This is a genomic window from Kitasatospora sp. NPDC088548 (genome assembly GCF_044753005.1).
In the GTDB taxonomy this organism is placed as follows: Bacteria; Actinomycetota; Actinomycetes; order Streptomycetales; family Streptomycetaceae; genus Kitasatospora.
Map to the genome: position 1 here is coordinate 51,397 of NZ_JBIVMI010000032.1, position 18,493 is coordinate 69,889.

The 18,493-nt window shown below is 71.8% G+C and carries 22 protein-coding genes; 10 read left to right on the plus strand and 12 right to left on the minus strand.

Annotated features, from left to right (window positions below; translation table 11 throughout):
* Positions 1-15: 15 nt before the first annotated feature.
* Together ACIP82_RS31895 and ACIP82_RS31900 are read right to left on the minus strand one after the other, a co-directional pair.
* A complete protein-coding gene (locus tag ACIP82_RS31895) occupies positions 16-207 on the minus strand; it encodes a hypothetical protein (RefSeq protein ID WP_400658537.1) in 192 nt (63 codons plus the stop codon).
* Between the two features lie 59 nt (positions 208-266).
* Positions 267-449, minus strand: coding sequence for a hypothetical protein (locus tag ACIP82_RS31900; RefSeq protein WP_400658539.1), 183 nt, complete (start codon positions 447-449; stop codon positions 267-269).
* Between ACIP82_RS31900 and ACIP82_RS31905 the strand changes: the two genes are divergently transcribed.
* A complete protein-coding gene (locus tag ACIP82_RS31905; protein ID WP_400658541.1) occupies positions 442-741 on the plus strand; it encodes a hypothetical protein in 300 nt (99 codons plus the stop codon). The genes ACIP82_RS31900 and ACIP82_RS31905 overlap by 8 nt on opposite strands.
* A 209-nt stretch (positions 742-950) precedes the next feature.
* On the opposite strand, the gene ACIP82_RS31910 is transcribed toward ACIP82_RS31905, so the two are convergent.
* On the minus strand, positions 951-1,298 hold the full coding sequence (locus ACIP82_RS31910) for a hypothetical protein (RefSeq protein ID WP_400658543.1): 348 nt from the start codon (positions 1,296-1,298) through the stop codon (positions 951-953).
* 304 nt (positions 1,299-1,602) lie between these two features.
* Between ACIP82_RS31910 and ACIP82_RS31915 the strand changes: the two genes are divergently transcribed.
* Positions 1,603-2,382, plus strand: a complete 780-nt coding sequence (locus ACIP82_RS31915) for a hypothetical protein (RefSeq protein ID WP_400658545.1) — start codon at positions 1,603-1,605, stop codon at positions 2,380-2,382.
* Positions 2,383-2,433: 51 nt separating this feature from the next.
* Here the strand turns inward: ACIP82_RS31915 and ACIP82_RS31920 are convergent, their stop codons facing one another.
* On the minus strand, positions 2,434-4,539 hold the full coding sequence (locus ACIP82_RS31920; protein WP_400658547.1) for a hypothetical protein: 2,106 nt from the start codon (positions 4,537-4,539) through the stop codon (positions 2,434-2,436).
* A 78-nt stretch (positions 4,540-4,617) separates the two neighbouring features.
* Here ACIP82_RS31920 and ACIP82_RS31925 point away from each other — a divergent pair, with 78 nt between their 5' ends.
* Positions 4,618-4,914: a helix-turn-helix domain-containing protein gene (locus ACIP82_RS31925; protein WP_400658549.1), complete on the plus strand. Its 297-nt coding sequence runs from the start codon at positions 4,618-4,620 to the stop codon at positions 4,912-4,914.
* Positions 4,915-5,157: 243 nt separating this feature from the next.
* Here ACIP82_RS31925 and ACIP82_RS31930 read toward each other — a convergent pair whose 3' ends face one another.
* The 6 genes from ACIP82_RS31930 to ACIP82_RS31955 form a co-directional block, all read right to left on the minus strand.
* On the minus strand, positions 5,158-5,529 hold the full coding sequence (locus ACIP82_RS31930; protein WP_400658551.1) for a hypothetical protein: 372 nt from the start codon (positions 5,527-5,529) through the stop codon (positions 5,158-5,160).
* Complete coding sequence (locus ACIP82_RS31935; RefSeq protein ID WP_400658553.1) at positions 5,487-5,675, minus strand: hypothetical protein; 189 nt, start codon at positions 5,673-5,675, stop codon at positions 5,487-5,489. The genes ACIP82_RS31930 and ACIP82_RS31935 overlap by 43 nt, the downstream gene beginning before the upstream one ends.
* 304 nt (positions 5,676-5,979) lie before the next feature.
* On the minus strand, positions 5,980-7,044 hold the full coding sequence (locus ACIP82_RS31940; protein WP_400658555.1) for a hypothetical protein: 1,065 nt from the start codon (positions 7,042-7,044) through the stop codon (positions 5,980-5,982).
* A 249-nt stretch (positions 7,045-7,293) separates the two neighbouring features.
* Positions 7,294-8,967 carry a hypothetical protein gene (locus ACIP82_RS31945; protein WP_400658557.1) on the minus strand — a complete coding sequence of 558 codons (1,674 nt, stop codon included), beginning with the start codon at positions 8,965-8,967 and terminating at the stop codon, positions 7,294-7,296.
* Positions 8,968-9,155: 188 nt separating this feature from the next.
* A complete protein-coding gene (gene casA / locus ACIP82_RS31950) occupies positions 9,156-10,694 on the minus strand; it encodes a type I-E CRISPR-associated protein Cse1/CasA (RefSeq protein WP_400658559.1) in 1,539 nt (512 codons plus the stop codon).
* A 14-nt stretch (positions 10,695-10,708) separates the two neighbouring features.
* Positions 10,709-11,692, minus strand: a complete 984-nt coding sequence (locus tag ACIP82_RS31955; RefSeq protein WP_400658561.1) for a hypothetical protein — start codon at positions 11,690-11,692, stop codon at positions 10,709-10,711.
* A 308-nt stretch (positions 11,693-12,000) separates the two neighbouring features.
* On the opposite strand from ACIP82_RS31955, the gene ACIP82_RS31960 reads away from it, so the two are divergent.
* The 7 genes from ACIP82_RS31960 (at position 12,001) to ACIP82_RS31990 (ending at position 17,431) form a co-directional block, all read left to right on the plus strand.
* Positions 12,001-13,452 (plus strand): hypothetical protein, encoded by a 1,452-nt coding sequence (locus tag ACIP82_RS31960; protein ID WP_400658563.1) that lies wholly within the window; start codon positions 12,001-12,003, stop codon positions 13,450-13,452.
* Between the two features lie 84 nt (positions 13,453-13,536).
* The gene (locus ACIP82_RS31965; protein ID WP_400658565.1) at positions 13,537-14,067 is read left to right on the plus strand and encodes a hypothetical protein; all 531 of its coding nucleotides are present in this window, start codon (positions 13,537-13,539) and stop codon (positions 14,065-14,067) included.
* Positions 14,064-15,302, plus strand: coding sequence for a DUF3440 domain-containing protein (locus tag ACIP82_RS31970; RefSeq protein WP_400658567.1), 1,239 nt, complete (start codon positions 14,064-14,066; stop codon positions 15,300-15,302). The genes ACIP82_RS31965 and ACIP82_RS31970 overlap by 4 nt, the downstream gene beginning before the upstream one ends.
* Positions 15,289-15,711, plus strand: coding sequence for a hypothetical protein (locus ACIP82_RS31975; RefSeq protein WP_400658569.1), 423 nt, complete (start codon positions 15,289-15,291; stop codon positions 15,709-15,711). The genes ACIP82_RS31970 and ACIP82_RS31975 overlap by 14 nt, the downstream gene beginning before the upstream one ends.
* Positions 15,708-16,439: a ParB N-terminal domain-containing protein gene (locus tag ACIP82_RS31980; RefSeq protein ID WP_400658571.1), complete on the plus strand. Its 732-nt coding sequence runs from the start codon at positions 15,708-15,710 to the stop codon at positions 16,437-16,439. Before ACIP82_RS31975 ends, ACIP82_RS31980 begins: the two co-directional genes overlap by 4 nt.
* A 14-nt stretch (positions 16,440-16,453) precedes the next feature.
* Positions 16,454-17,083: a hypothetical protein gene (locus tag ACIP82_RS31985; RefSeq protein ID WP_400658573.1), complete on the plus strand. Its 630-nt coding sequence runs from the start codon at positions 16,454-16,456 to the stop codon at positions 17,081-17,083.
* Between the two features lie 51 nt (positions 17,084-17,134).
* A complete protein-coding gene (locus ACIP82_RS31990; RefSeq protein WP_400658575.1) occupies positions 17,135-17,431 on the plus strand; it encodes a hypothetical protein in 297 nt (98 codons plus the stop codon).
* A gap of 99 nt (positions 17,432-17,530) precedes the next feature.
* Here the strand turns inward: ACIP82_RS31990 and ACIP82_RS31995 are convergent, their stop codons facing one another.
* Together ACIP82_RS31995 and ACIP82_RS32000 are read right to left on the minus strand one after the other, a co-directional pair.
* A complete protein-coding gene (locus ACIP82_RS31995; RefSeq protein ID WP_400658577.1) occupies positions 17,531-17,767 on the minus strand; it encodes a hypothetical protein in 237 nt (78 codons plus the stop codon).
* A 138-nt stretch (positions 17,768-17,905) separates the two neighbouring features.
* Positions 17,906-18,403 carry a hypothetical protein gene (locus tag ACIP82_RS32000; protein ID WP_400658579.1) on the minus strand — a complete coding sequence of 166 codons (498 nt, stop codon included), beginning with the start codon at positions 18,401-18,403 and terminating at the stop codon, positions 17,906-17,908.
* Positions 18,404-18,493 lie beyond the last annotated feature (90 nt).

Below are 18,493 nucleotides of genomic sequence, written 5' to 3' on the forward strand. Positions count from 1 at the left end.
CGGCCGGCCGAAGGGTTAGGCCTGTGCATCCTCGGTGAACTGGAGGGCCATGCCGTCAAGCAGTGCCTCCGGAGTCGTACCGATCTGCTCGGCCTGCTCGGTGAGCAGGGCCACGGCCACCACAGCGGTCAGGGAGACCAGCGCGAACAGCCCATGGCGGCCGCCGAGCCGTCCGGCCGTAGCGCAGGCCGACGTGGTGGACCGCAACGCCTGGGCCTGCGTGGCCTGCCCCGCCGTCGCTGCGTGCCAGGCCGTCACCACGTCGGTCAGCAGCGACGGAAGCTCCGGGTGTTTTTACCGGGGTCGCGGCGAACGGCGGTTAGGGCGAGCAGCTCGACGGGCCGGACGCGGGTCTGGTGGGTCCACGCGTCGACGGGCGCCCGCACGTTGGTCTCGCACGTCTTGGTGATCCGGTCTCCGCCCAGGTAGGAGCCCCAGTGCATGTTCACGGCCTTCAGCTCCACACACCCGTCGTCCGCCGCGCGCCTTCCCCCTGCTAGGCAGCGCCATCCCGGACCCGCTCGACGGGCTCGCCTGGCGGGGGTCACGGCCCGTGCGACCGAGGCGTTCGAGATCGCCCTGCACTACCAGGACGGCACCGGATCGGAGGCCTGCGCCGAGGCCCTGCTGAACGCCCTGCACGTGGCGTCCCCGGGCATCGTCGCCACCGCCCTCGTCCACCGTTCGGCCTGCCAGGCCTCGTCGCCAGTGACCGCGCAGGCCTGCGTCAAAACCTCGTAGGGCTCTGCGCCGTCTTGAGCAGTGATCTGGTATAGGCTCCTCCGCCCCCGGGCAGAGCGGGGGTGCGCTCCCCGGGGCCGTGAACTACCCGCTTCTCCCCAGGGACGGGTGGTTTTGGTGGGTGGGGACGTTGGCCGCTAAGGCGGGGGATGGGCGGTCTTGAACAGGCCCCGGGGCGGCCCGGCCTGCACGGGCTTTCACCGCAGACGCTATCTGCCGGCCCACGGGTAGAGGCGCGGGACGTCGTTGGGCGGGATCCACTCCGGCGGGGTGACGCTGACCTCCAGTCGGAGCAGTTCGCTCCCGCCGTCCGTAGTCCTGGTCCAGTTCGCCGCGTGGACGGTGAGCTCCGGGTGGGCTCTGAAGTACTCGGCGGCCTTCTGGAAGACCTCCGTCTCCCGAACCGTGTCGCCGTCCCCGAAGAAGGCGACCGTCGCGGACAGGAACGCCGCCGCCCCGTTGTCCCCTGCCGGGATGCTGGTGGCGACCCGCTCCAACGCGATCGTGCGGTACTCCGGTGAGTTCCATGCCGGCTCTGGCGGCATCTCGCTGTTCATGGACACCATCCTGGCTGACTGGTACGGACGGTGCACCGACTTCCGCGTCTGCGCCCGCAGCCGGGGTCCAACGGCCAAGCGGTGAGCTCTAGTCCGGCCGGGATACCATAGGCGCCTTCCATCGGGAGCGCGCCTTCCGGTGTCGGTGCGGTGCAGGTGAACGGCCGTTCGGACTGTCGGTGGAGACCCCGGAGCTTTGTGTGCGCGAGGTTCTGCTCGCCCTAGCTAGGGTCTGTCGGCGGGCGGGCCCATACTGGGCGGGCCCGTCGCTGGGCGGGTAACGAACGATGGAGGGTGATCACCGATGATGTTTCGATCCGGCTGTCGGGGCGCCGTCGTCATTGTGGATCCCGGTCTGCCGACGAAGGTCCAGGAGACCGTGCGCATGGTCGCGGCACAGCATCCCCAGGTGCTCCGCGATCCGGGCGCCCCACTCCCCCGGACCGCAGGGTTTGACCACTCGAAGTTGGCGGTGGGCGCCCGTGGGGTGCTCATCACCGTCGTGATGGGTGCCGTCCTGGTTCCCGGGATGTTCTGGCTGATGCCCAAGATGCTGACGGCCCTCGAACCGGGCAGGGTGCCGTTCTCCCCGTACATCAAGCCCGTGATCGTTTCGGTCATCGCCCTGGCAGTGGTCACCAGCATCATCATGGAGCTGCTGCGCGCCCGGGTCGACGGAGGTCGCGGGGCGGTCGCGCGCGACCTGGCCGAGGCCCGCAGCCGCTACCTGCTGCCCGGCACGCACCTTGACCGCACAGCCTGGGCGTCAGCGGCACGGGCGCAGCGGGCTCTGGCCGGCGTCGCGGTCGGCACGTCCTTTTTGACCTCCGTCGACCGTCCTGACCACGCCGCGCTCGCCAAGGGCTTCTGGACGCTGGCCCAAGACATGGCCCGCAGCCGCAGCACCGCGGCCATGGACTCGTTCGCGGCGGCCGTCGAGGTCTACATTACGAACATCGAGGCCGCCGACGCGATCAGCCTGACGCGCGATCCAGTCGGCGAGGCCAACGAGCGGCACGACCGCGCGATCGAGCGGGCCAACGCCGCCGGCCGGCACGCCATCGCGATGACGACGGCAACCTGACCACCGCGGCGGCCCAGGACCTTCGACTCCCCACCCCGACCCGCTCCAGCCTTAGCTGCCCAGGATGACCAGGTTGGCGGCCTCTTGGGCCCTGCGGAAGTCGTCGTCCGTCACGCTCGGATCGTCCTCCAGCCCCCGCAGCCACTCCTGGACGTTGCCGGGGCTCCACCGGTCGAGATCGTCGGGGATCGTCATGATCTGCCAGCGAGTTCCAACCCGGCCAGGCGAGCCGGAGCCGGCCAGATGACCGTTGACCTCGGCCCCGTCCCCGAGCAGCAGCAGAAGTACCGACGAAACGGTGCTTTCCACAGTGACGAAAGTTGCTGAGGGAGGCGCCGTTTCGCCGTTCGTGCTGATGAGGCAGGAGTTTCCCACCTGCACAGGGGTGCTGCGGCTGCTTGTGGGCAGGCTGGGGCCTGGTGGGCCGTTTCGGTGCTGCCTCAGACCGCTTGTTCGAGGTGGCCGGTGGGGGTCCAGGTGCCGAGGGGCTTGGTCTTGCGCCGTCGGGTTGGTCGGCGGCGTGGTGGCTGGTCGCCGGCGGGGACCGTGTCGAGCCAGCGGTTGATCTTCCTTCTGTTGGCATGGGCGAGCTGGAATGCCAGGAGGAAGGTCTGGGCGGCGATGCCTCGGATGCGGCGGCGGCCGGAGATCTCGATGGCTTCGCTGATCGGGTCCTTCGCGTATCCGTTGAAGTGCTCGTTGTTTATCTAGAGCTCGATCGGCGGGCGAGGCTGTGACCTGGGCGTTCGCCTCGGGGGCGATGGTGATGGTGTGCTGGGCACAGATCTTCGCCGGGCCGACTGGACTGGGGGCAGGATCGGCGACCGGCAGGCGGGGATCGCGTCCCATACTGGCCTTCTTGAGCGGGCACTGCAGGCGTCCGGCGGAGGCGGGACAGCTCATCCGCTGATGCCCCTCAGCGTCCGGGTGCTGCTTGGGGACGAGCTGGAACGGGACGCGGGCAGCGATCCTGGCGGCCCAAGTATACTGGTCAATAAGGGAGTTGTGGAGATCCGCCGTCGTAGTGATGAGCGGCTGCGGGATGGCCGGGCAGTACCACTGGCCCTCGACCTGAAGCGCGCCCGCCGTGCCGGCCTGGATACCCAGTTGGTCCTGCCGGTAGTCGAAGACCAGTCGGTAGCCCAAGGCCCGGGTGGGCAGCTGGAACTGGTCGGGGATGGAGTTGTTGAAGGCGCGGTCACCGGCGAGGAACCCGGCCGGGTGGCCGCGACGGCGGACGTCGGTCAGCACGCGGGTGGCGTTGAGGCCGGGTGCGTGCCCGGGCTTGTCGAGGGTGAAGCCGGTGACGACGGCCGGGACGGCACGCGGGTCGGGGGACCCGTCAGGGCGGGGTGCTCCGTCATGGGTGGGATTGCGGGCGACGGCCAGAGTGGCGTCATAGCCGAACAGGGTTTTCGCGCTGCGTCTTCGGCGGGCCTGTCCCTCGGTTGCCTTGGCGCCCTTGCGCTTGGGCGGGGCCTTTGCCGGCAGCGTGTCGGGGTCTCGGTGGTCGCCCTCTCGGACGTACCAGCCCGCATCGGGATCGGTCGCCAGCTCCGGACCCGCGGTGCGTACGCCCTTCGCGAAGGCGCGGATGGGCGTGGCATCCACGGCGGTCGACCCGTCCCAGTGCCGGTCGAGGTGGGAACGCAGGTCCGTGAGAGAGGCGTCGACCAGTGCGTTGGTGATCCGGAGCAGGATCTGACCGCGTCGCCGCAGATCGCTGGGATCGGCGGCGGCTGAGATCCGGGCGGCCTCGGCCTTGTCGGTGCGGCGGTTCTTGGGCAGGGCCGATGGGTCCATCGCGGCGAGGAGCTGGTGGAACAGTCGGCGGACCACCGCGTAGGACGCCTCGAAGCCGCGCGCGCTGTCGGGGCGCTCGGGGATGTGGAAGCGTTCGCGCATGCGGGGGCTGACCGCCCATTGGAGGATCGCGGTGGTGCGGTCGAGCAGGACCTGGCCGTTGTGCCGTTCGGCACACAGCTGCATCCCGGCGAGCAGGCCGTCCACGGTCAGCAGCCGGTGCCGGCCCGTGTCGTGGTGCACCAGGCTGGACAGTTCGGTGCGTGTATCCGCGTCGCAGACCGAGCCGAGGGCGTGCTCGACGTCGGCATCCGCGATCCGTGGGAAGCGCGGGGTTGCCGGGCGGTCGGTCACATGCCGTCCCGCAGGAGTCCGGCGGCCCGTTCGGCGGGAACCGGACGGAGAAAGGGGAGCACGCGGGTCCTGGATGGCGTGCCTGGAGACTCTCCCCGCGCGCTCTCCCCGCGCGCCTTCGTCCTCACCGGGATCTGGCCCGATGCCGCACTGGCTGAGCACCACGGTGCCCGCGTCGCCCAGGCCCTCGCTCGCCGCCTCGCCATGGTCATGAGCGACCGCAGCATCAGCGCCAACCGGCTCGCCCGCGACTCCGGGATCAACCGGCAGACCATCGCCAACGTCCTCGCCGGCTCGGGATGGCCGGACCTGTTGACCATCGCCAGCCTCGAACGCGCCCTCGAAACCGATCTGTGGCCCGGACGCGCGATGTGACCCGCTCCCATGGCCGGGCGGACCGGCGAGGGGCGTGGGTGAAGAACAGAATGACGGCACGGCTCGTACTTCCTTCGGGCGAAGGGAATACGGATTCCGCGCGAAGCCGCACCACTCAAATCCATCAGGGGCTAAAGTGGACGGCGACGCGCGAAACCCAGACTTTGGTAGGTCGGCGGCTTCCGCATCAACGGCCGCCGTCGGTCCTCGAAAACCGGCGGCGGCCACACTCGCATTAATGCGCTAGAAGAACGTCTGGGCGGTCGAATCCCCGAGGAAGTACGTCGAAGTGTCGTGGTTCTTGTGCACGACGCCATTCCGGACGAAGTCGTCCATGCTGGTCCGCAGGCTCTTCACGTTCTCGATGTGCAGGGCACGGGCGATGTCCCGCACCTTCCAGCTTCGTCGAGGCGCCTGGCCGAGCAGGCCCAGCACTTGCTCGCGCCTTGAGGGCGACGACTCGGTGCCCTCGGAGTCATCGACGTCCGCCTCCTGACCGCGTGCGCGGTCGGTCCTGCGCGAACCCTCCGCACTCTCCCGCGGTCGCGGGACGCCGTGTTCGGCGATGTACTTCAGGTTCTCGGTGGATGCCTGGATCTTCTGCAGCTCCCGCACCCGAGGACCGCGCTGGTCACCTCGATCGTGCCGGCCAGCAGCTGAGCAGTCTCCTCGAAGGGGACGCAGTTGCTCTCCTGGTTGAGCCACGGGCGCAGCAGCCGGGTGATCGAGACCTCGGTGTGCTCGCGGATCGGGTCGGTCATGTTCCCTGCCTTGCGGAGCTGGTGAGGGGCTGCCCGGTCAGCAGGACGCCGGGGACGAGTTGCTGTGCACGCTGCTCCGCTGCCCGGTCCCGGCGCCGAGCTCGTCCCAGCGCCACTTGGAGGTCGGGAGGCACGGGCGCTTCGGCACTGCGTTCGGCTGCCGTCCGGCCGGGATGGCGAGTCGGACGGCCCGCTGGGGCTGGGGGAAGGTTGAGGTCGAGCGGGCGGCCGAGACCGCCCTTCGGAGAGGTGCCCACAGCTGGTCAAGATACTGGACTCGGGCCGGTGCAGCTGTGTGGTGCATCTAGCGGTGCGGCTCGCGGGTAGCGAGCAGGGCGGCAGCTTCCTCTGGGGTGGCGGGGCGTACCCAGGCGCGTCGCAGCCAGCCGCTCATCTCGTCGTCCGGGTGGCCGTCTTCATCGTCCTCATCGCACCATTCCGGCTGGTCGATCTCGACCACGGTGGCGGTCATGGCGATCAGCCCGGGGGACAGGCGTTCGTATCCCGGCGCGCCTGCGGGGACATGAGGTTCGGTCGGCTGGTAGAGGAAGCTGTCAAGGGGCTGACTGAGGAACTGGTCGAGGTCGCTGTCGTCGATCCCGTGGCAGGGCTGCGGATCGTCCGCCGGCGGGAGCCGGTCCAGTACCTCCACCCGCAGGATGTCCCCGATTCGCCAGGGGTCGGGGAGCGGGGAGTCCTGGTCGCCGGGCGCGAAGTCGCTGATCTCCCACCGCGGCCCCTGGTACGGCGGCGGGACGGCGGTGGTGCCCGGCAGCCTGGCCAGCGTCGGCCCGTACGGGGGCAATGCCGGCAGGTAGCCGGGGAGCAGGCCGGGCAGCTCGGCGGGCCGGACCTCGATCATGGTCTCGGGGCCAGGCTGCTCGGGGTCGATGCACGAACCGCGCCAACCCCTCTCGTCCGCCTCGACGCTGGCGTGCAGCCCGCACAGGTCGAGCGGGTATCCGGCCCGGTCCGGCGGCTGCTCGCTCTCCACCACGCGGCGCAGGACCATGGCGGTACGGCGGCGCAGCTCGGCGCGCAGGGCGGCCACGTTGCGGCTGCGCACCTTCATGAGCTCGGCGGCGGCGGCCGGCACGTCCTCCTCGGTGGTCACCACGCGCCAGGGCGGGATGTTCCAGGTGCCGCAGGTGTGCTGGAGACAGCGGCGCGGCTGCGGTGCAGTCAAGGTCGCCGGCGTCAGGTGTACCGGGGGATCGTCGACGGCGAGGCCGACCAGGGCGTCGCACCCGTGGCAGAAGAGGGCCTCGCGGTCGGTCCACACCACCCACCGGGGTTCGGGCCCCGAGCGGGTGGCGACGGTGACGGCCTGGGAGTGCACGGTCGGGGTGTGCGGAGCGGGAGCGGGCATGGGGGTACCTCGTGGGTGGTCGGACGCGCGCCTGCGGAGCGCGGCGCGCGGCGGCGGCCCGTGCCGGGTCGGGCCGCGATACCCGCAGAGCGGGTAGGACCACCACGAGGAGATCCGGCATCCTCCCCGGGTCCAGTTTGCTGGGCGGCGTCTCGCCCGATCAACTGGGCCTTTGCCCCGCCTCGTTACGGGATCCGGCATGAGCCCCGCAGCCCGTCGCGATAATCTCCCGGCTCGCGCCGGGCAGGGCTACCTGGCCCCGGTGTGGCCTCGGCCCGGTCCGTGTCCGGGCCGGTTGTGCCACCAGGTGAGCACCACCCGCGGATCGTGCAGGTGGTTCAGTGAGGGGTTGTCCGGCCGCGCCGCCTCGGTCGGCGGTCCGGCCGTGCCGACCCAGCCCGGTTCCGCCTGCGCGGACATGACCTGGCCGATCGTCCACGCCCCGTGCCGCTTGCGGCGTTCCCGGTGCAGCGCCTGACGCAACGTGTCGCCCTTCACCCCCAAGTGCTTGGCCAGCTCCGGCACGGTCATCACGGGCGGCAGGCCGTCGTCCGCCACCGCGAACGCGGCCTCGGCCTCAGCTCGCGAGGTGTACAGGGCGAAGGTGACGGCCGGGTCGACCTGGTTGGGCGCCACCGTGCGGACCTCCACCTTCCACAGCTCGGCCGGCTGTGCGTCGGCGAGGGAGATGGCGTACCGGGTCAGGGTGACCGTGCGCTCGGCACCGTGGGCGCGGGCCGACACCGTCGTCGGGGTGTCGATGGCCACGCCGTCGGCGTCCAGCCAGCTCTCCCACGGTCGCTCCTGCTGGAGCTCGGCCCAGTTCGAGGCCCGGGTGCACTGCTTCACCAGCTCTGCGGTCGCCGCGAGCCGCTGGTACTCCGGGGCCCATTCGCCGCCGATGTGCGGGGCGTCGGGCTGGTACACCTCGGCCGGCGCGTGGACGGCGCCGTCCGACCACACCACGAGGTGCCATGCGGGGTCGACGTGCAGCGGCACCAGGCCGGGGACGCGGTCGGCGTGCACCTCGTGGACCAGGGTGTAGGCCGCGTCCGGATTCTGCTTCGCCAGCTGCGTCCGGGCCGACTGCGCGTTCAGCGCGAAGTACGGGCGGTCCCCGGACCGGGTCAGGCGGACCCGGGTCGCGTCGTTCGGGATCGCCGGGTTGACCGAGGCCCGGATCGTGTCGAGGTCGAGGGACTTGCCGACCTCGCGGTGGGCCGCCGCCACCGGCGCGGGAATCCCCTCGTCGACCAGGAGCGCGAGGTGGCGGGCCAGCGGCCCGTGGTCCCGGTACGGCCGGGTCCGGTCGAGCGGCCATCCCTGGTGCTTCCACCAGGCCGGGAGGCTTCGTGCGAGGGCCTGCGCGTCCTCCAGATCCTCGATGCGCCACCACACCCGGCGCTCGCCCACCGGCGGGCCGAAGGAGAATTCAGCCGTCAGGTCCCGCGGGTACCAGCCGCCCAGGCGCAGCACCTGCGCCCACTCCGGGGGCAGCTGGTAGTCGCCGACCGGCGGCATGACCTGGTCCAGCAGTACGACTGCTTCACCGTCGGCGAGGCGGCGGCGGACCATCACCGGCTCGTGGATCGTCGCCTCGGCCTTGTGCGGGTAGCGGCTGTCCGACCCCGTCCACCGAACCCAGCTCGGCACCTCGCCTGAGGCCCATCGCGCCGCGTCCTTCGGGAGCGCCGCCCACAGCCAGCCCTCCGCCGTGTCGACCCACACCCGCAGCAGTCCATCGGCCAGCAGCCCCGGAACGGGCACCGCGCCGGTGGGCAGCATGAGCCGGCTGTCGTTCGGAAGCCCCTGCGTCTCGTACTGCGACCAGCGTCCCTCGTGGGCCCAGTAGGTCACCCATGAGGAGTCGGGCCTGTCCCACGAGGACAGGTCTTCCGCCGTCACGCCCGCCAGCACGCTCATGTCTGCGCCTCCCATAAAAGGTGTCACGGACAGCGTGACACCTTTTATGGGGGGCCGTCAACACCCGCCGTGCGCGGACGATCACCTACGGTCCACTTCGGGAGTGTTAGAGCGAGCGCCCCATCGGCAGGAGGCCGGCGAAGCCGGTGGTGCAACCCCGGTCCGAGGGGTTGCACCACCGGCGTGGTTCACGCGGCGGCGCGGGCGGCGGGCACCACGGTCCGGACTGCGGCCTGCGCGGCCGTCTTCTTGGCGCGCCGGGAGTACCGGAAGAGGATGTTCTCGGCCTCAACCTGGAAGCGGGCGGTGGCCATGAGGTCGGTGGTGGCCATTTCCTGGGCGACGCCGTCCAGGGCGCGGCGCAGGGCGGCGGTCCAGCGGTCGAGGCCGGGCTCGGGCTCCCGGGCGATGTCCTCCCAGGCGTGGTTGTTGGACATGAGGCGGGCGAGGGAGGCGCTCTGGCGGGGCGCGATGTCCTTGATCTGCTGGCGGAAGGCGTCCGCGCCCGCGCCGTACAGCGCGCGCTGCACGTCGTGCGCGAGCCGGGCGGCGGCGGCCAGGGAGGCCCGGCCGCCGACGGTGGCCAGGGAAGCGGCCGTGCCCAGCGAGGAGGTGACCTCTCGGATGCCGAAGATGCTGGCGCGGTGCTGGTTGGAGTGCTGGACCTGAAGCAGCTCGGCGGCCAGGCGCAGGCCGGGGTCGAGGGTGCCGCGCTCGGCGGCGAGCAGGACGTGCTCGACGACGGGGCTGGTGGCGGTGGCGGCCCCGGCGGGGTCGAGTAGGAGGCCGGCCGACCAGACGACCTCGAAGCTGGCCGCGTCGGTGACCGGCAGTGGCGAGCCCTTCGTGGTGCGGGCGGTCAGCGGGTCGAGGGCGTGCATGCAGGCCTTGGGGTCGGCCATCCGGTCGCCGTCGTGCAGAGCCAGGCCCACCACCTGGGAGCTTTCGTCGACGAAAAGCCGGGTGCGCCGGGTCTGCCAGGTCCACAGGTCCAGCCGGCCCTGCGGCTCCCGCGCTTCTCCGGCGGCGCCGGCGGCCTCCCGCTCCCAGACCGGCCGGTCGCCCGCGGCGCGTGGCCGCGGCGGGAGGTTGAGCAGCAGCAGATCCTTGAGCGTGGCGCCCATGCTGTTGACGACGAGGTTGGCCACCACGCTCGCGTGCCCCGGCTTGGAGCCGTAGATCCGACCGCCCTTGCCCCGGGGGTCCTGCGGGTGCGCGCCCTGGATCCCGCCGGGGTGGAACGCCTGCAAGCGCAGCAGCGCCAGCGCCGCCTCGGCCGGCTCGAACGGGCGCGGCTCCTCCAGCAGGGAGTGGTCGAGGAACTCCCGGCCGTGGCCGCCCCACCGGGAGGGCTTGAGGAGGTGGGTGTCCCTGTTCGCCTCCGTGAGCGCGGCGCACTGCCCGAACGGCTGCTCCCCGAAGAGGTCGAACCGCGGGGCCCAGCGGTCGAGGTAGGCGCGGATGCGGTCGGCGGGCAGCGTCGGGGCGGACCAGGCGGTGTCCCACTCGGCTTCGCTGGTCGGTCCGGCGGCCGCGTCCAGGACGGCGAGCAGCAGGCGCAGCAGGACCTGCTGGTCGAAGCCGGGGGAGCCGAGCCGCAGCCGGTGGGCCTCCAGCAGGGCGGTGGCGATTCCGACGTGGGTGTTGCCGTAGTCGGCGTCCGTGACGGGGATCCAGGGCTCGGTCAGCAGGTTGTACGAGGCGGTGCGGGTGGTGTCGGTGTTCACGGGGTGCTCCTCGTTCAGCGGGTGGTCGCGTGGATGGTGTTGGTGGTGGGTGCGGCGGTCGGCGGCTGGTCGGGGTCGAGGGCCGTCAGGACGTGGGCGGCCCATCGCGGCGCGGTGGTGAGCGCCTGGTCGAGCAGGTCCGGGCTGAGGGCGAGATCGAGCGGGTGATGGCCGGTGGTACGCGCGGCGCGGCGCAGCTCGGCCGGGTCGGCGTCGTGGTGGAGGTCGGCGAGCCGAAGGGCGGCCTGGGGGGAGAGGTGGCGGATGTCGAGCCGGGGGGTGCGGTTGTCGTTGGACCAGCGCTGGAGGTCCAGCTGCACGCGGTTCTCGCGGTGGTCGGCCAGCAGCTGCCACAGGACGTCCTCGGCGCTGGGGCCCTGGCGCCAGCTGGTCCAGCCCTCAGCCCGGGCCTGCTGGTTGACGGCGAGGAACGTGGTGGCGATCGTGCGCTCGGTCCGCTCGTCCCAGCAGCCAACCGTGACGTTCAGCCCGGTGGCGCTGGTGGCGGTGGTGTAGGGCAGCGCCCAGACGGCGACCCGGCAGGAGCGGCACAGCGGGTACCCGCCGCCGTAGACGGTTGAGTTGTTGAGGTGCTGCGCCGAGTCGCTCAGCGGCAGCTTGTCCTTGCCCCAGCGGATCGAGGCCCCGGGGACCTGGCACATCCAGCACGGCCACACCCGGCCGCCCTGCTCGACCACATGCACGGGGTCGGGGTCGGGGCCGAGGAAGTCCAGGACGCGGGCGCCGATCGGCTGCGGATTCTTGGCCCGGGAGGGGTGCACGGGCGGCGACTGCGGATACATGCCGGCCAGCCGCACGAGCCAGGCCCAGCCGGATGCGCCCTTGGCCAGGCGCCCGGCCCGCTCGCAGTCGGCGGCGATCCGCGCGGCCACCCGGTCGAGGTCGTCGTCACCGACCAGGCCCGGGTGGGGGAGGCCAGCCAGCAAGGCGGCGGCCCAGGCGCCGGAGCGCTGGAAGGGGTGGTGGGAGAGCAGCACGGTAGTCCTCCGTCGGTCGGCAGGAGCAGCTGGCCCGGAACCGCGTTGGGGGCCCGGGGAGTAAGCGGGGGCGGCGCCGGGACCAGCAGTGTCAGACCCATGGCGCACAGTGATGGCAGGACGGCACAAAGCACCGCGAACCATCTGATTCCAGGATGACCTGACCCACTGACAATTCGACTGGGCCCGTGGCCCGTTGAGGAGGGGGAGACGAGTTGGACGGCAGCAGGAGCCCCGCCGGCGGGGGAGTCCGCCCGGCCGCGACCGCAGGAGGGACAGCTACGTTCGCGCCGCGCACCCTCGTCCCGGTGCTGGTCCCCACGGTGCCCGAGGGGCGCACCGGCTGGAGGCGGCTGGTCACCGCCTGCCCCGAGGGTGCGGCCAGCGCCCGCACCCTGGAGGGCGAATGGCTGGACGCCGGCTACCGCTGCTCGCTGCCCGCCGGAGCCCTGGTGGTCGGGGTGGACTGCGCGGGCGAGGAGTACGAGGTCGCCCTGCACCGCGTCGACCCGGCCGCTCCGGGCGGCATGGCCGTGGTGAAGACCTGGATACGCCGCAGCCCGATCGGCGCCCGCGAGATCGCGTTCGTCCGCCGCCGTCTCGCCCCGGGCGCCGCCTGGCACCGTGCCCAGGGCAAGGAGCGGCCCAACACGCTGGCGGGCCCGTGCCGGCGCTGCGGACAGCAGGTCCCGCCCGGTGCCGGCACGCTCAGCGGCGGCAAGGGCGCCTGGGTGCTGGTGCACCGCGAGGACATCTGCCCGCCCCGGCCCGAGGTCCTGGAGGCCAACCGGTTCGCCGGGCCCTGCGCGATCTGCTCCGGCTGGGTTCCGGCCGGCACCGGCCAAGCCCTGCTCGTCAACCGCTCCGAGCCCGACCGGTACGCCCGTGCCCTTACCGCTCGCGGCCGCCGCCCGGCCCGCTACGCCGCCGCCCACCGAGACACCTGCCCGCCGGACGCCCCGCCCGGACCGCCGACCACGGGCACCACCTGGTGCACGGGGTGCGGGCACCGGATCGAGCCCGGCGCCGGCCACTGGGCCGCCGGCGCCCACCACACCGGCCCCTGCCCCGACGGCCCGCCGGTTTCCGGCCCGTGGTGGACGCTGCGCCACACCACCCGCGGCCCTGTCCCGGACGGCCAGCTCCTCACGGTGCGGTTCGTGCCCCGCCCTGAGCAGCCGCCGGTGCCCGCCGACGCCCCCGGCGTGCGGGTGCTGGACGAGAAGGGCTTCACCGAGCTGATCGCCGTCGTCCTCGACCACGCGCAGCGTCCCGGCCGGCGCACCACCGTGCAGGTCCGGCCCGCCACCTGGCCCGAGGCCGAACCGCTGCTCGCCGCCGACCTCGCCCAGGCGCTGGACACCCGCCCGCTGGACACCCGCTTCCGGGCCCGGTGGATCCGGGAGCGGATCTGCGGCGACCGGCCCTGGGTCGCCGAGATCACGGGCCGCGACGTGAAGTTCGGCCTGCGCCGCGCCTTCCTGCGCGAGGAGCGGGACTACGAGGGCGCCCTCGACGACCGCGGGTGGCGCGGAGTGCTGTTCTGCTGGACCCTGCGCACCGGCCGTCTGTACGAGGCGAGCTGGCCCCTCGACCCGCCTGTGGCGCAGTGGAAGAGGCTGCGCGCCCTGAACTTCGCGGGCCGCGTCACCGAGGAACGGCGTGCGTTCCTCCAGGTGGACGAAGCCGGGGACGTGGTCCAGTTGACCAGGCAGCAGGCGGAGGCGTGGCTGAGCCACCGACCGGAATGGATTGGATAAATCAGAAACTGATCAGTTTGACGCATGCGTCAAACCTCAACTAAATTACATTCCGAGAATGACGCCCCTTCCGCTGGAGTGCAGATGAGCACCACCAAAACCGACCCCTGGGGCCGGGGACGCCCGGACGTCGGCACGAAGGTCGAGGTCCGCCTCACCGACGAGCAGCTGGGTACGGTCGACCACGTCGTCCGTCGCCGGGGCCGTGGCCAGCGCGACCGCGCAGCCGTCCTGCGCGAGCTCATCGAACGCGGCCTCGACTGCCCGGCCCCGGACCGAGGCCACGGCCTCAACACCGAGCACCTGGGCGCGGGCATCCTGACGCAGACCCTCGACGCCGACGGGATGTGCGGTATCGACGTCTACGGCGACGGGACCAACCTCTGGGTGGTCGACCACGAGGACGGCGACGTTCTCGCGCACACCACACGGCCCCGCTACGCCGCGCTCGTCCAAGCCTTCGCCCTCCTCGACTTCGACTACAGCCCCGAGTACGGCAGCCTGGTCGCCGCCGGGCGCGCGATCCTCGACGGCGTTGCCTCCCAGGCACAGGCCCTCCAGGACGCCAACCGCGACCTCCTGCCCCCGCGCGAGCCGAGCGCGGCCCGCCGATGACGACCAGCCCGAACAAGAAGCCGCTCGGCACGGACGTGCTCACCGCCGCCCGCCGCCGCATCAGCAGGGTCTTCGACGACTTCGCCGTCGTCTACTGCGCCTTCTCCGGCGGCAAGGACAGCGGGGTGATGGTCGAGCTCGCCGCCCGCGAGGCCCGCACCCGCGGCCGCCGGCTCGGCGTCCTCATCGTCGACCTCGAAGCCCAGTACCAGCACACCGTCGACTTCCTGCGCACCATGCTGCGCCGCCACGAAGACGTTCTCGACGTCTACTGGGTCGCCCTCCCGCTGAACCTGAGGAACGCGGTCTCCCAGTTCCAGCCGGAGTGGATGTGCTGGGAGCCGGGACTGGAGGACGTCTGGGTGCGCGAGCGCCCGGAAGAGGCGATCGGCGACGAGGACTACTTCGACTTCTTCCACCGCGGCATGGAATTCGAGGACTTCACCCCCGAGTTCGGCCACTGGCTCAGCGAGCAGCACGGCGGCAAGATGACGGCATGCCTGGTCGGCATCCGCACCCAGGAGAGCCTCAACCGGTGGCGCACCATCGCCAGCCGGACGAAGAAGCGCCACGACAACCTGCAATGGACCACCTGGATCGGCCGCTCCCTCTACAACGCGTACCCGATCTACGACTGGCAGGTCGAGGACATCTGGACCTTCAACGGCCGCGAGCGCGTCCCCTACAACAGGGTGTACGACCGGATGCACCAGGCCGGGCTGACGCTCCACCAGCAGCGCCTGTGCCAGCCGTACGGCGACGACCAGAAGCGGGGCCTGTGGCTCTACCAGCTGATCGAGCCGCACACCTGGGGCATGGTCGCCGCCCGCGTGCAGGGCGCGACCTTCGGCGCGCGCACCGCCCGGGAGACCGGGAACATCTCCGGCCGGATCAGCATCACCAAGCCGGACGACATCACCTGGTACGAGTACGCGCAGCGGCTGCTGGAGAGCATGCCGCCGGTCACCGCGGAGCACTACCGCACCAAGATCGCCGTCTTCATCAACTGGTTCGCCAGGCCCGAGAACGGCGACATGGGCGGCGTGATCCCCGACGACGGACCTCTCGACCGTGTGCACCCGAGCTGGAAGCGCATCGTCAAGGTCCTGCTCTCGCACGACTACCACTGCCGCGGGCTCAGCATGGCCCCGCCGGCGAACAAGAACTCGTACGCGGCGTACAAGAAGCGCATGGAGATCCAGCGCAGGGAGTGGGGCTACCGTGGCACCGTCTGACCCCGAGCTGCTCACCCTGACCAACGAGGACGAGCGCTTCTACCCGCTGCTCGGCCCCCTCCTCGCCCGCCGCACCGTCCACAAGGCCCTCGGCGGCTACGCGCCGTTCGACGACGACGGGAAAACCTGGATCGTCGCCCGCGACCCGGCCGGCCGGACACTCGGCTTCGTCGGCCTCACCCCGCGCGCCACCACCAAGGACCTGCACGTGGAGTCCCTCTACGTCGCCCCCGGCGAACGGGCCGCCCTCTACACCCTGCTGCTGCGCGCCGCCGTCAGGGCCGCCGACGGGCGGGCCCTGCACGCGACCGCCGCCCGGGCTCGCCGGGACCACTTCCTCGCCGCCGGCTTCACCCACATCCCCTTCACCGAGAAGTTCGACAAGTTCACCAGGGAGGCCACCCCGTGACCGCCACCGAGCAGCCCGGCTTCGACAGCCTCCTCGCCGAGACCACCGCAGCCGAGATCACCGCCGCTGCCCGAGTCCTCTTCCAGCGCCTCCAGGAGCTCTCCGAGGACGACCGGATGGACGTCATCAACGATCTCCGCGCCGAGCTCCACCAGTACTCGCCGATGAAGGACCAGCCCGTCGACCTGGTCCTGTGGGTGCGCAGCGAACAGGTCGAGGGCAACGACTACAACCCCAACCACGTCGCGCCCCAGCAGCTCGACCTGCTGCGCCACTCGATCACCACCGACGGGTACACCCAGCCGATCGTCACCGCCCCCGAGCAGCCCCGGGAGGACGGCAGCCCGCTGCGGGAGGTCGTGGACGGCTTCCACCGGCACCTGGTGGGCAAGACCGACCCCGGAATCCGCGAGGCCGTCCGCGGCAGGCTCCCGGTGACCACCATCCGCCTGCGCCGCAAGGGCCGCACGGCCCGACAGGCGGCAACCCTGCGCCACAACAACGCCCGCGGCGTCGACACCATCGAAGGCCTGTCCGACATGGTGCTGGAGCTGAGCCGGTCCGGGAAGGGCTACGACTGGTTCAAGAAGGAGCTCGGCCTGGAGCCCGACGCGGTGCTCAAGTACGTCCAGCAGACCGGCCTCGCCGAGCAGTTCACCGACCGCGACTACTCGCAGGCCTGGGAGGCCAACGCGACCCCGTGGGAACCCGCAGACGAGAACCCGTAGAGAGGTATCCCGCCGTGAACCACGACAGCCCCCGCACCACCTTCCTGGTGGGCGGCGTCCCGGTCGCCCGCAACGTCCCCGCCGAGTTCCTGCCCCACGTGGTCGCCGAGCACATGGGCGTCACCGCCGCGCAGGCCAGCGACATGATGCGCCTGAACGACCTGGCCCGCCTCACCACCGACCTGAGCCGCTTCGCCGCCCGCGACGCCCGTGACCTTGTCCAGGGCCAGCCCTTCGCCAGCAAGATCGACTTCTACCGTGCCGAGGCCGCCCGCACCGGGCGCAGCCCCGACGACGGCGAGACCACCTACGACGTGTGGGCGGAAGCGGACCCGCTGTCCCGCCGGGACGCGCTGCTCGGGGCTGCCTGGGCCGCCCGAACCCTGCCGGAGCTGCCGCCTACCCCCGGCGCCTGGCCCGACCCCCGCGCCACCGCCGAGGCCCTGCACGAGTTCGCCCGCCAGCACCCCGGCAACGCTCCGGGGACCTTCCTGCCGATGCCCGGCGAACCGCTCCGGCACCCCGCGGCGCTCATCGCCACCACCTACCTCGACGACACCGAGAGCGACCCCGTCGAGCAGTGCTCCACCCTGCTCATCCTCGCGTACGGCGCCGTGCGCGCCCGTACTGCCCAGCAGAACTGACCAAGCTCGGGGCCAGCCGCCGCACCCCGCCAGCAGCGAAGGAGAAGCCGCATGATCCCGCCGGACGCCGAGGACGACGGCCACCCGACCACCGACCACACCGGCCGCCGGGTCTACGGCGCGGAGTGGGACGACGACCCGAGCCCCGAGCCCGGCCACGCCTACCGCGAGCTCTGCGGCGGACCTCTCGACGGTCTACTGCTGGACGTCGAGGGCTGGACCGACGAACAGCTGTGCGGCGGCGCCTACCTCATCGTCCCGCGCGACCCGGAGGGCCGGCGGGCGGACTACGAGCCGCGCCCCGACGACCCGGAGCGCTGGGACTACCGCGGCCTCCTCGCCTGCTGATCCCGGTCGGCCGCCTCCGGGCAGCCGACCGGAACCTCGGACCTCCAGCGGATGCCCGCAGCCGATCCACCCGGCGCCGCCCGGCTGGTTCTGCTCGGCCTAGCCGGGCCGGCCGCCTTCGGCGCCACCATGGGCCTGGCCGTCCTCGCCGAGGACTTCTCCCCGCCCGGCGCAGTGGCGCTTACCACCGGCGGCAAGGTCGAGGAAGGCTTCGCCGCGGCAGCCGCCAAGCTGCTGGAAGCCGCCGACGAGGCGATCCGGTTCCGGTCGAGGCCGGACGCAGACGACCAGGCGGAGGAAGAGCAGCACGCCCAGCAGGTCATCAACCACCTGCATGAGGGGGAGGAACTGCTCAACCAGGCGCTGAACCGGCGCGGCTCGGTGTGGAGGGCATGCTCTTCACCGAGGAGCGCTGACCCGGCCGCTCAGGTGGAGGCGGCGGCCGCCAGGACGCCGCCTCCACCATCGCGTGCCCTACAGGGCGTTGAGACGGTCGAGCGCCTGGCGCAGCTCGGGGAGGGTGGCGCCGTGGCCGTACTGGATAGAGCCGGCCAGGTCGCGGACGGCGGTGTGCAGTGCCTGTCCCTGCTCCGACTCGCCCCAGTACGGCCAGCCGGTGACGGCCAACCCCAGCTTCTCCTGGGCGTAGAAGATGTCGGTGCGGGCGTCGGGGTCGTCAGCGCTGGCGAGGTAGCGTTCCAGGGCGGCGTAGAGCTCGGTCCCGGCATCCACGAGGTCCTGCGGGGGTGCCGTCATGTCGTCTGCATCGTTGATCATCACCGGAAGGTCCGAGCCCGGCACCTGCGCCCCTCGCAGCCTCCCCTCCAGGAGGATGCTCACCATCCGCTCCTGAGCCGTCCCCTCCGCGAAGGCCGGAGGCTGCGCTCCGTACGGGCCCCTGGGCCGGCCGGTGAAATGGACGAGGGTGTCGGGCAGGTCAGGGTGTATGCCGACGCCGGGAGACTTCGCCACGGAGACCTCAACTTCCTCTGAAAATGCGGATGTTAGCAGGTCCTGCCGTGGTCCCCGGGGTGTCACCGCGTCGGCCGGAGCGGCCGGTGC

Bases quoted from the DNA above. Each gene is read 5' to 3' on its own strand.
- ACIP82_RS31915 (WP_400658545.1), top strand. From the start codon at position 1,603: ATGATGTTTCGATCCGGCTGTCGGGGCGCCGTCGTCATTGTGGATCCC.
- ACIP82_RS31990 (WP_400658575.1), top strand. From the start codon at position 17,135: ATGATCCCGCCGGACGCCGAGGACGACGGCCACCCGACCACCGACCAC.
- ACIP82_RS31910 (WP_400658543.1), bottom strand. From the start codon at position 1,298: ATGAACAGCGAGATGCCGCCAGAGCCGGCATGGAACTCACCGGAGTAC.
- ACIP82_RS31965 (WP_400658565.1), top strand. From the start codon at position 13,537: ATGAGCACCACCAAAACCGACCCCTGGGGCCGGGGACGCCCGGACGTC.
- ACIP82_RS31970 (WP_400658567.1), top strand. From the start codon at position 14,064: ATGACGACCAGCCCGAACAAGAAGCCGCTCGGCACGGACGTGCTCACC.
- ACIP82_RS31935 (WP_400658553.1), bottom strand. From the start codon at position 5,675: ATGACCGACCCGATCCGCGAGCACACCGAGGTCTCGATCACCCGGCTG.
- ACIP82_RS31995 (WP_400658577.1), bottom strand. From the start codon at position 17,767: ATGCAGGTGGTTGATGACCTGCTGGGCGTGCTGCTCTTCCTCCGCCTG.
- ACIP82_RS31940 (WP_400658555.1), bottom strand. From the start codon at position 7,044: ATGCCCGCTCCCGCTCCGCACACCCCGACCGTGCACTCCCAGGCCGTC.
- ACIP82_RS31945 (WP_400658557.1), bottom strand. From the start codon at position 8,967: ATGAGCGTGCTGGCGGGCGTGACGGCGGAAGACCTGTCCTCGTGGGAC.
- ACIP82_RS31905 (WP_400658541.1), top strand. From the start codon at position 442: ATGTTCACGGCCTTCAGCTCCACACACCCGTCGTCCGCCGCGCGCCTT.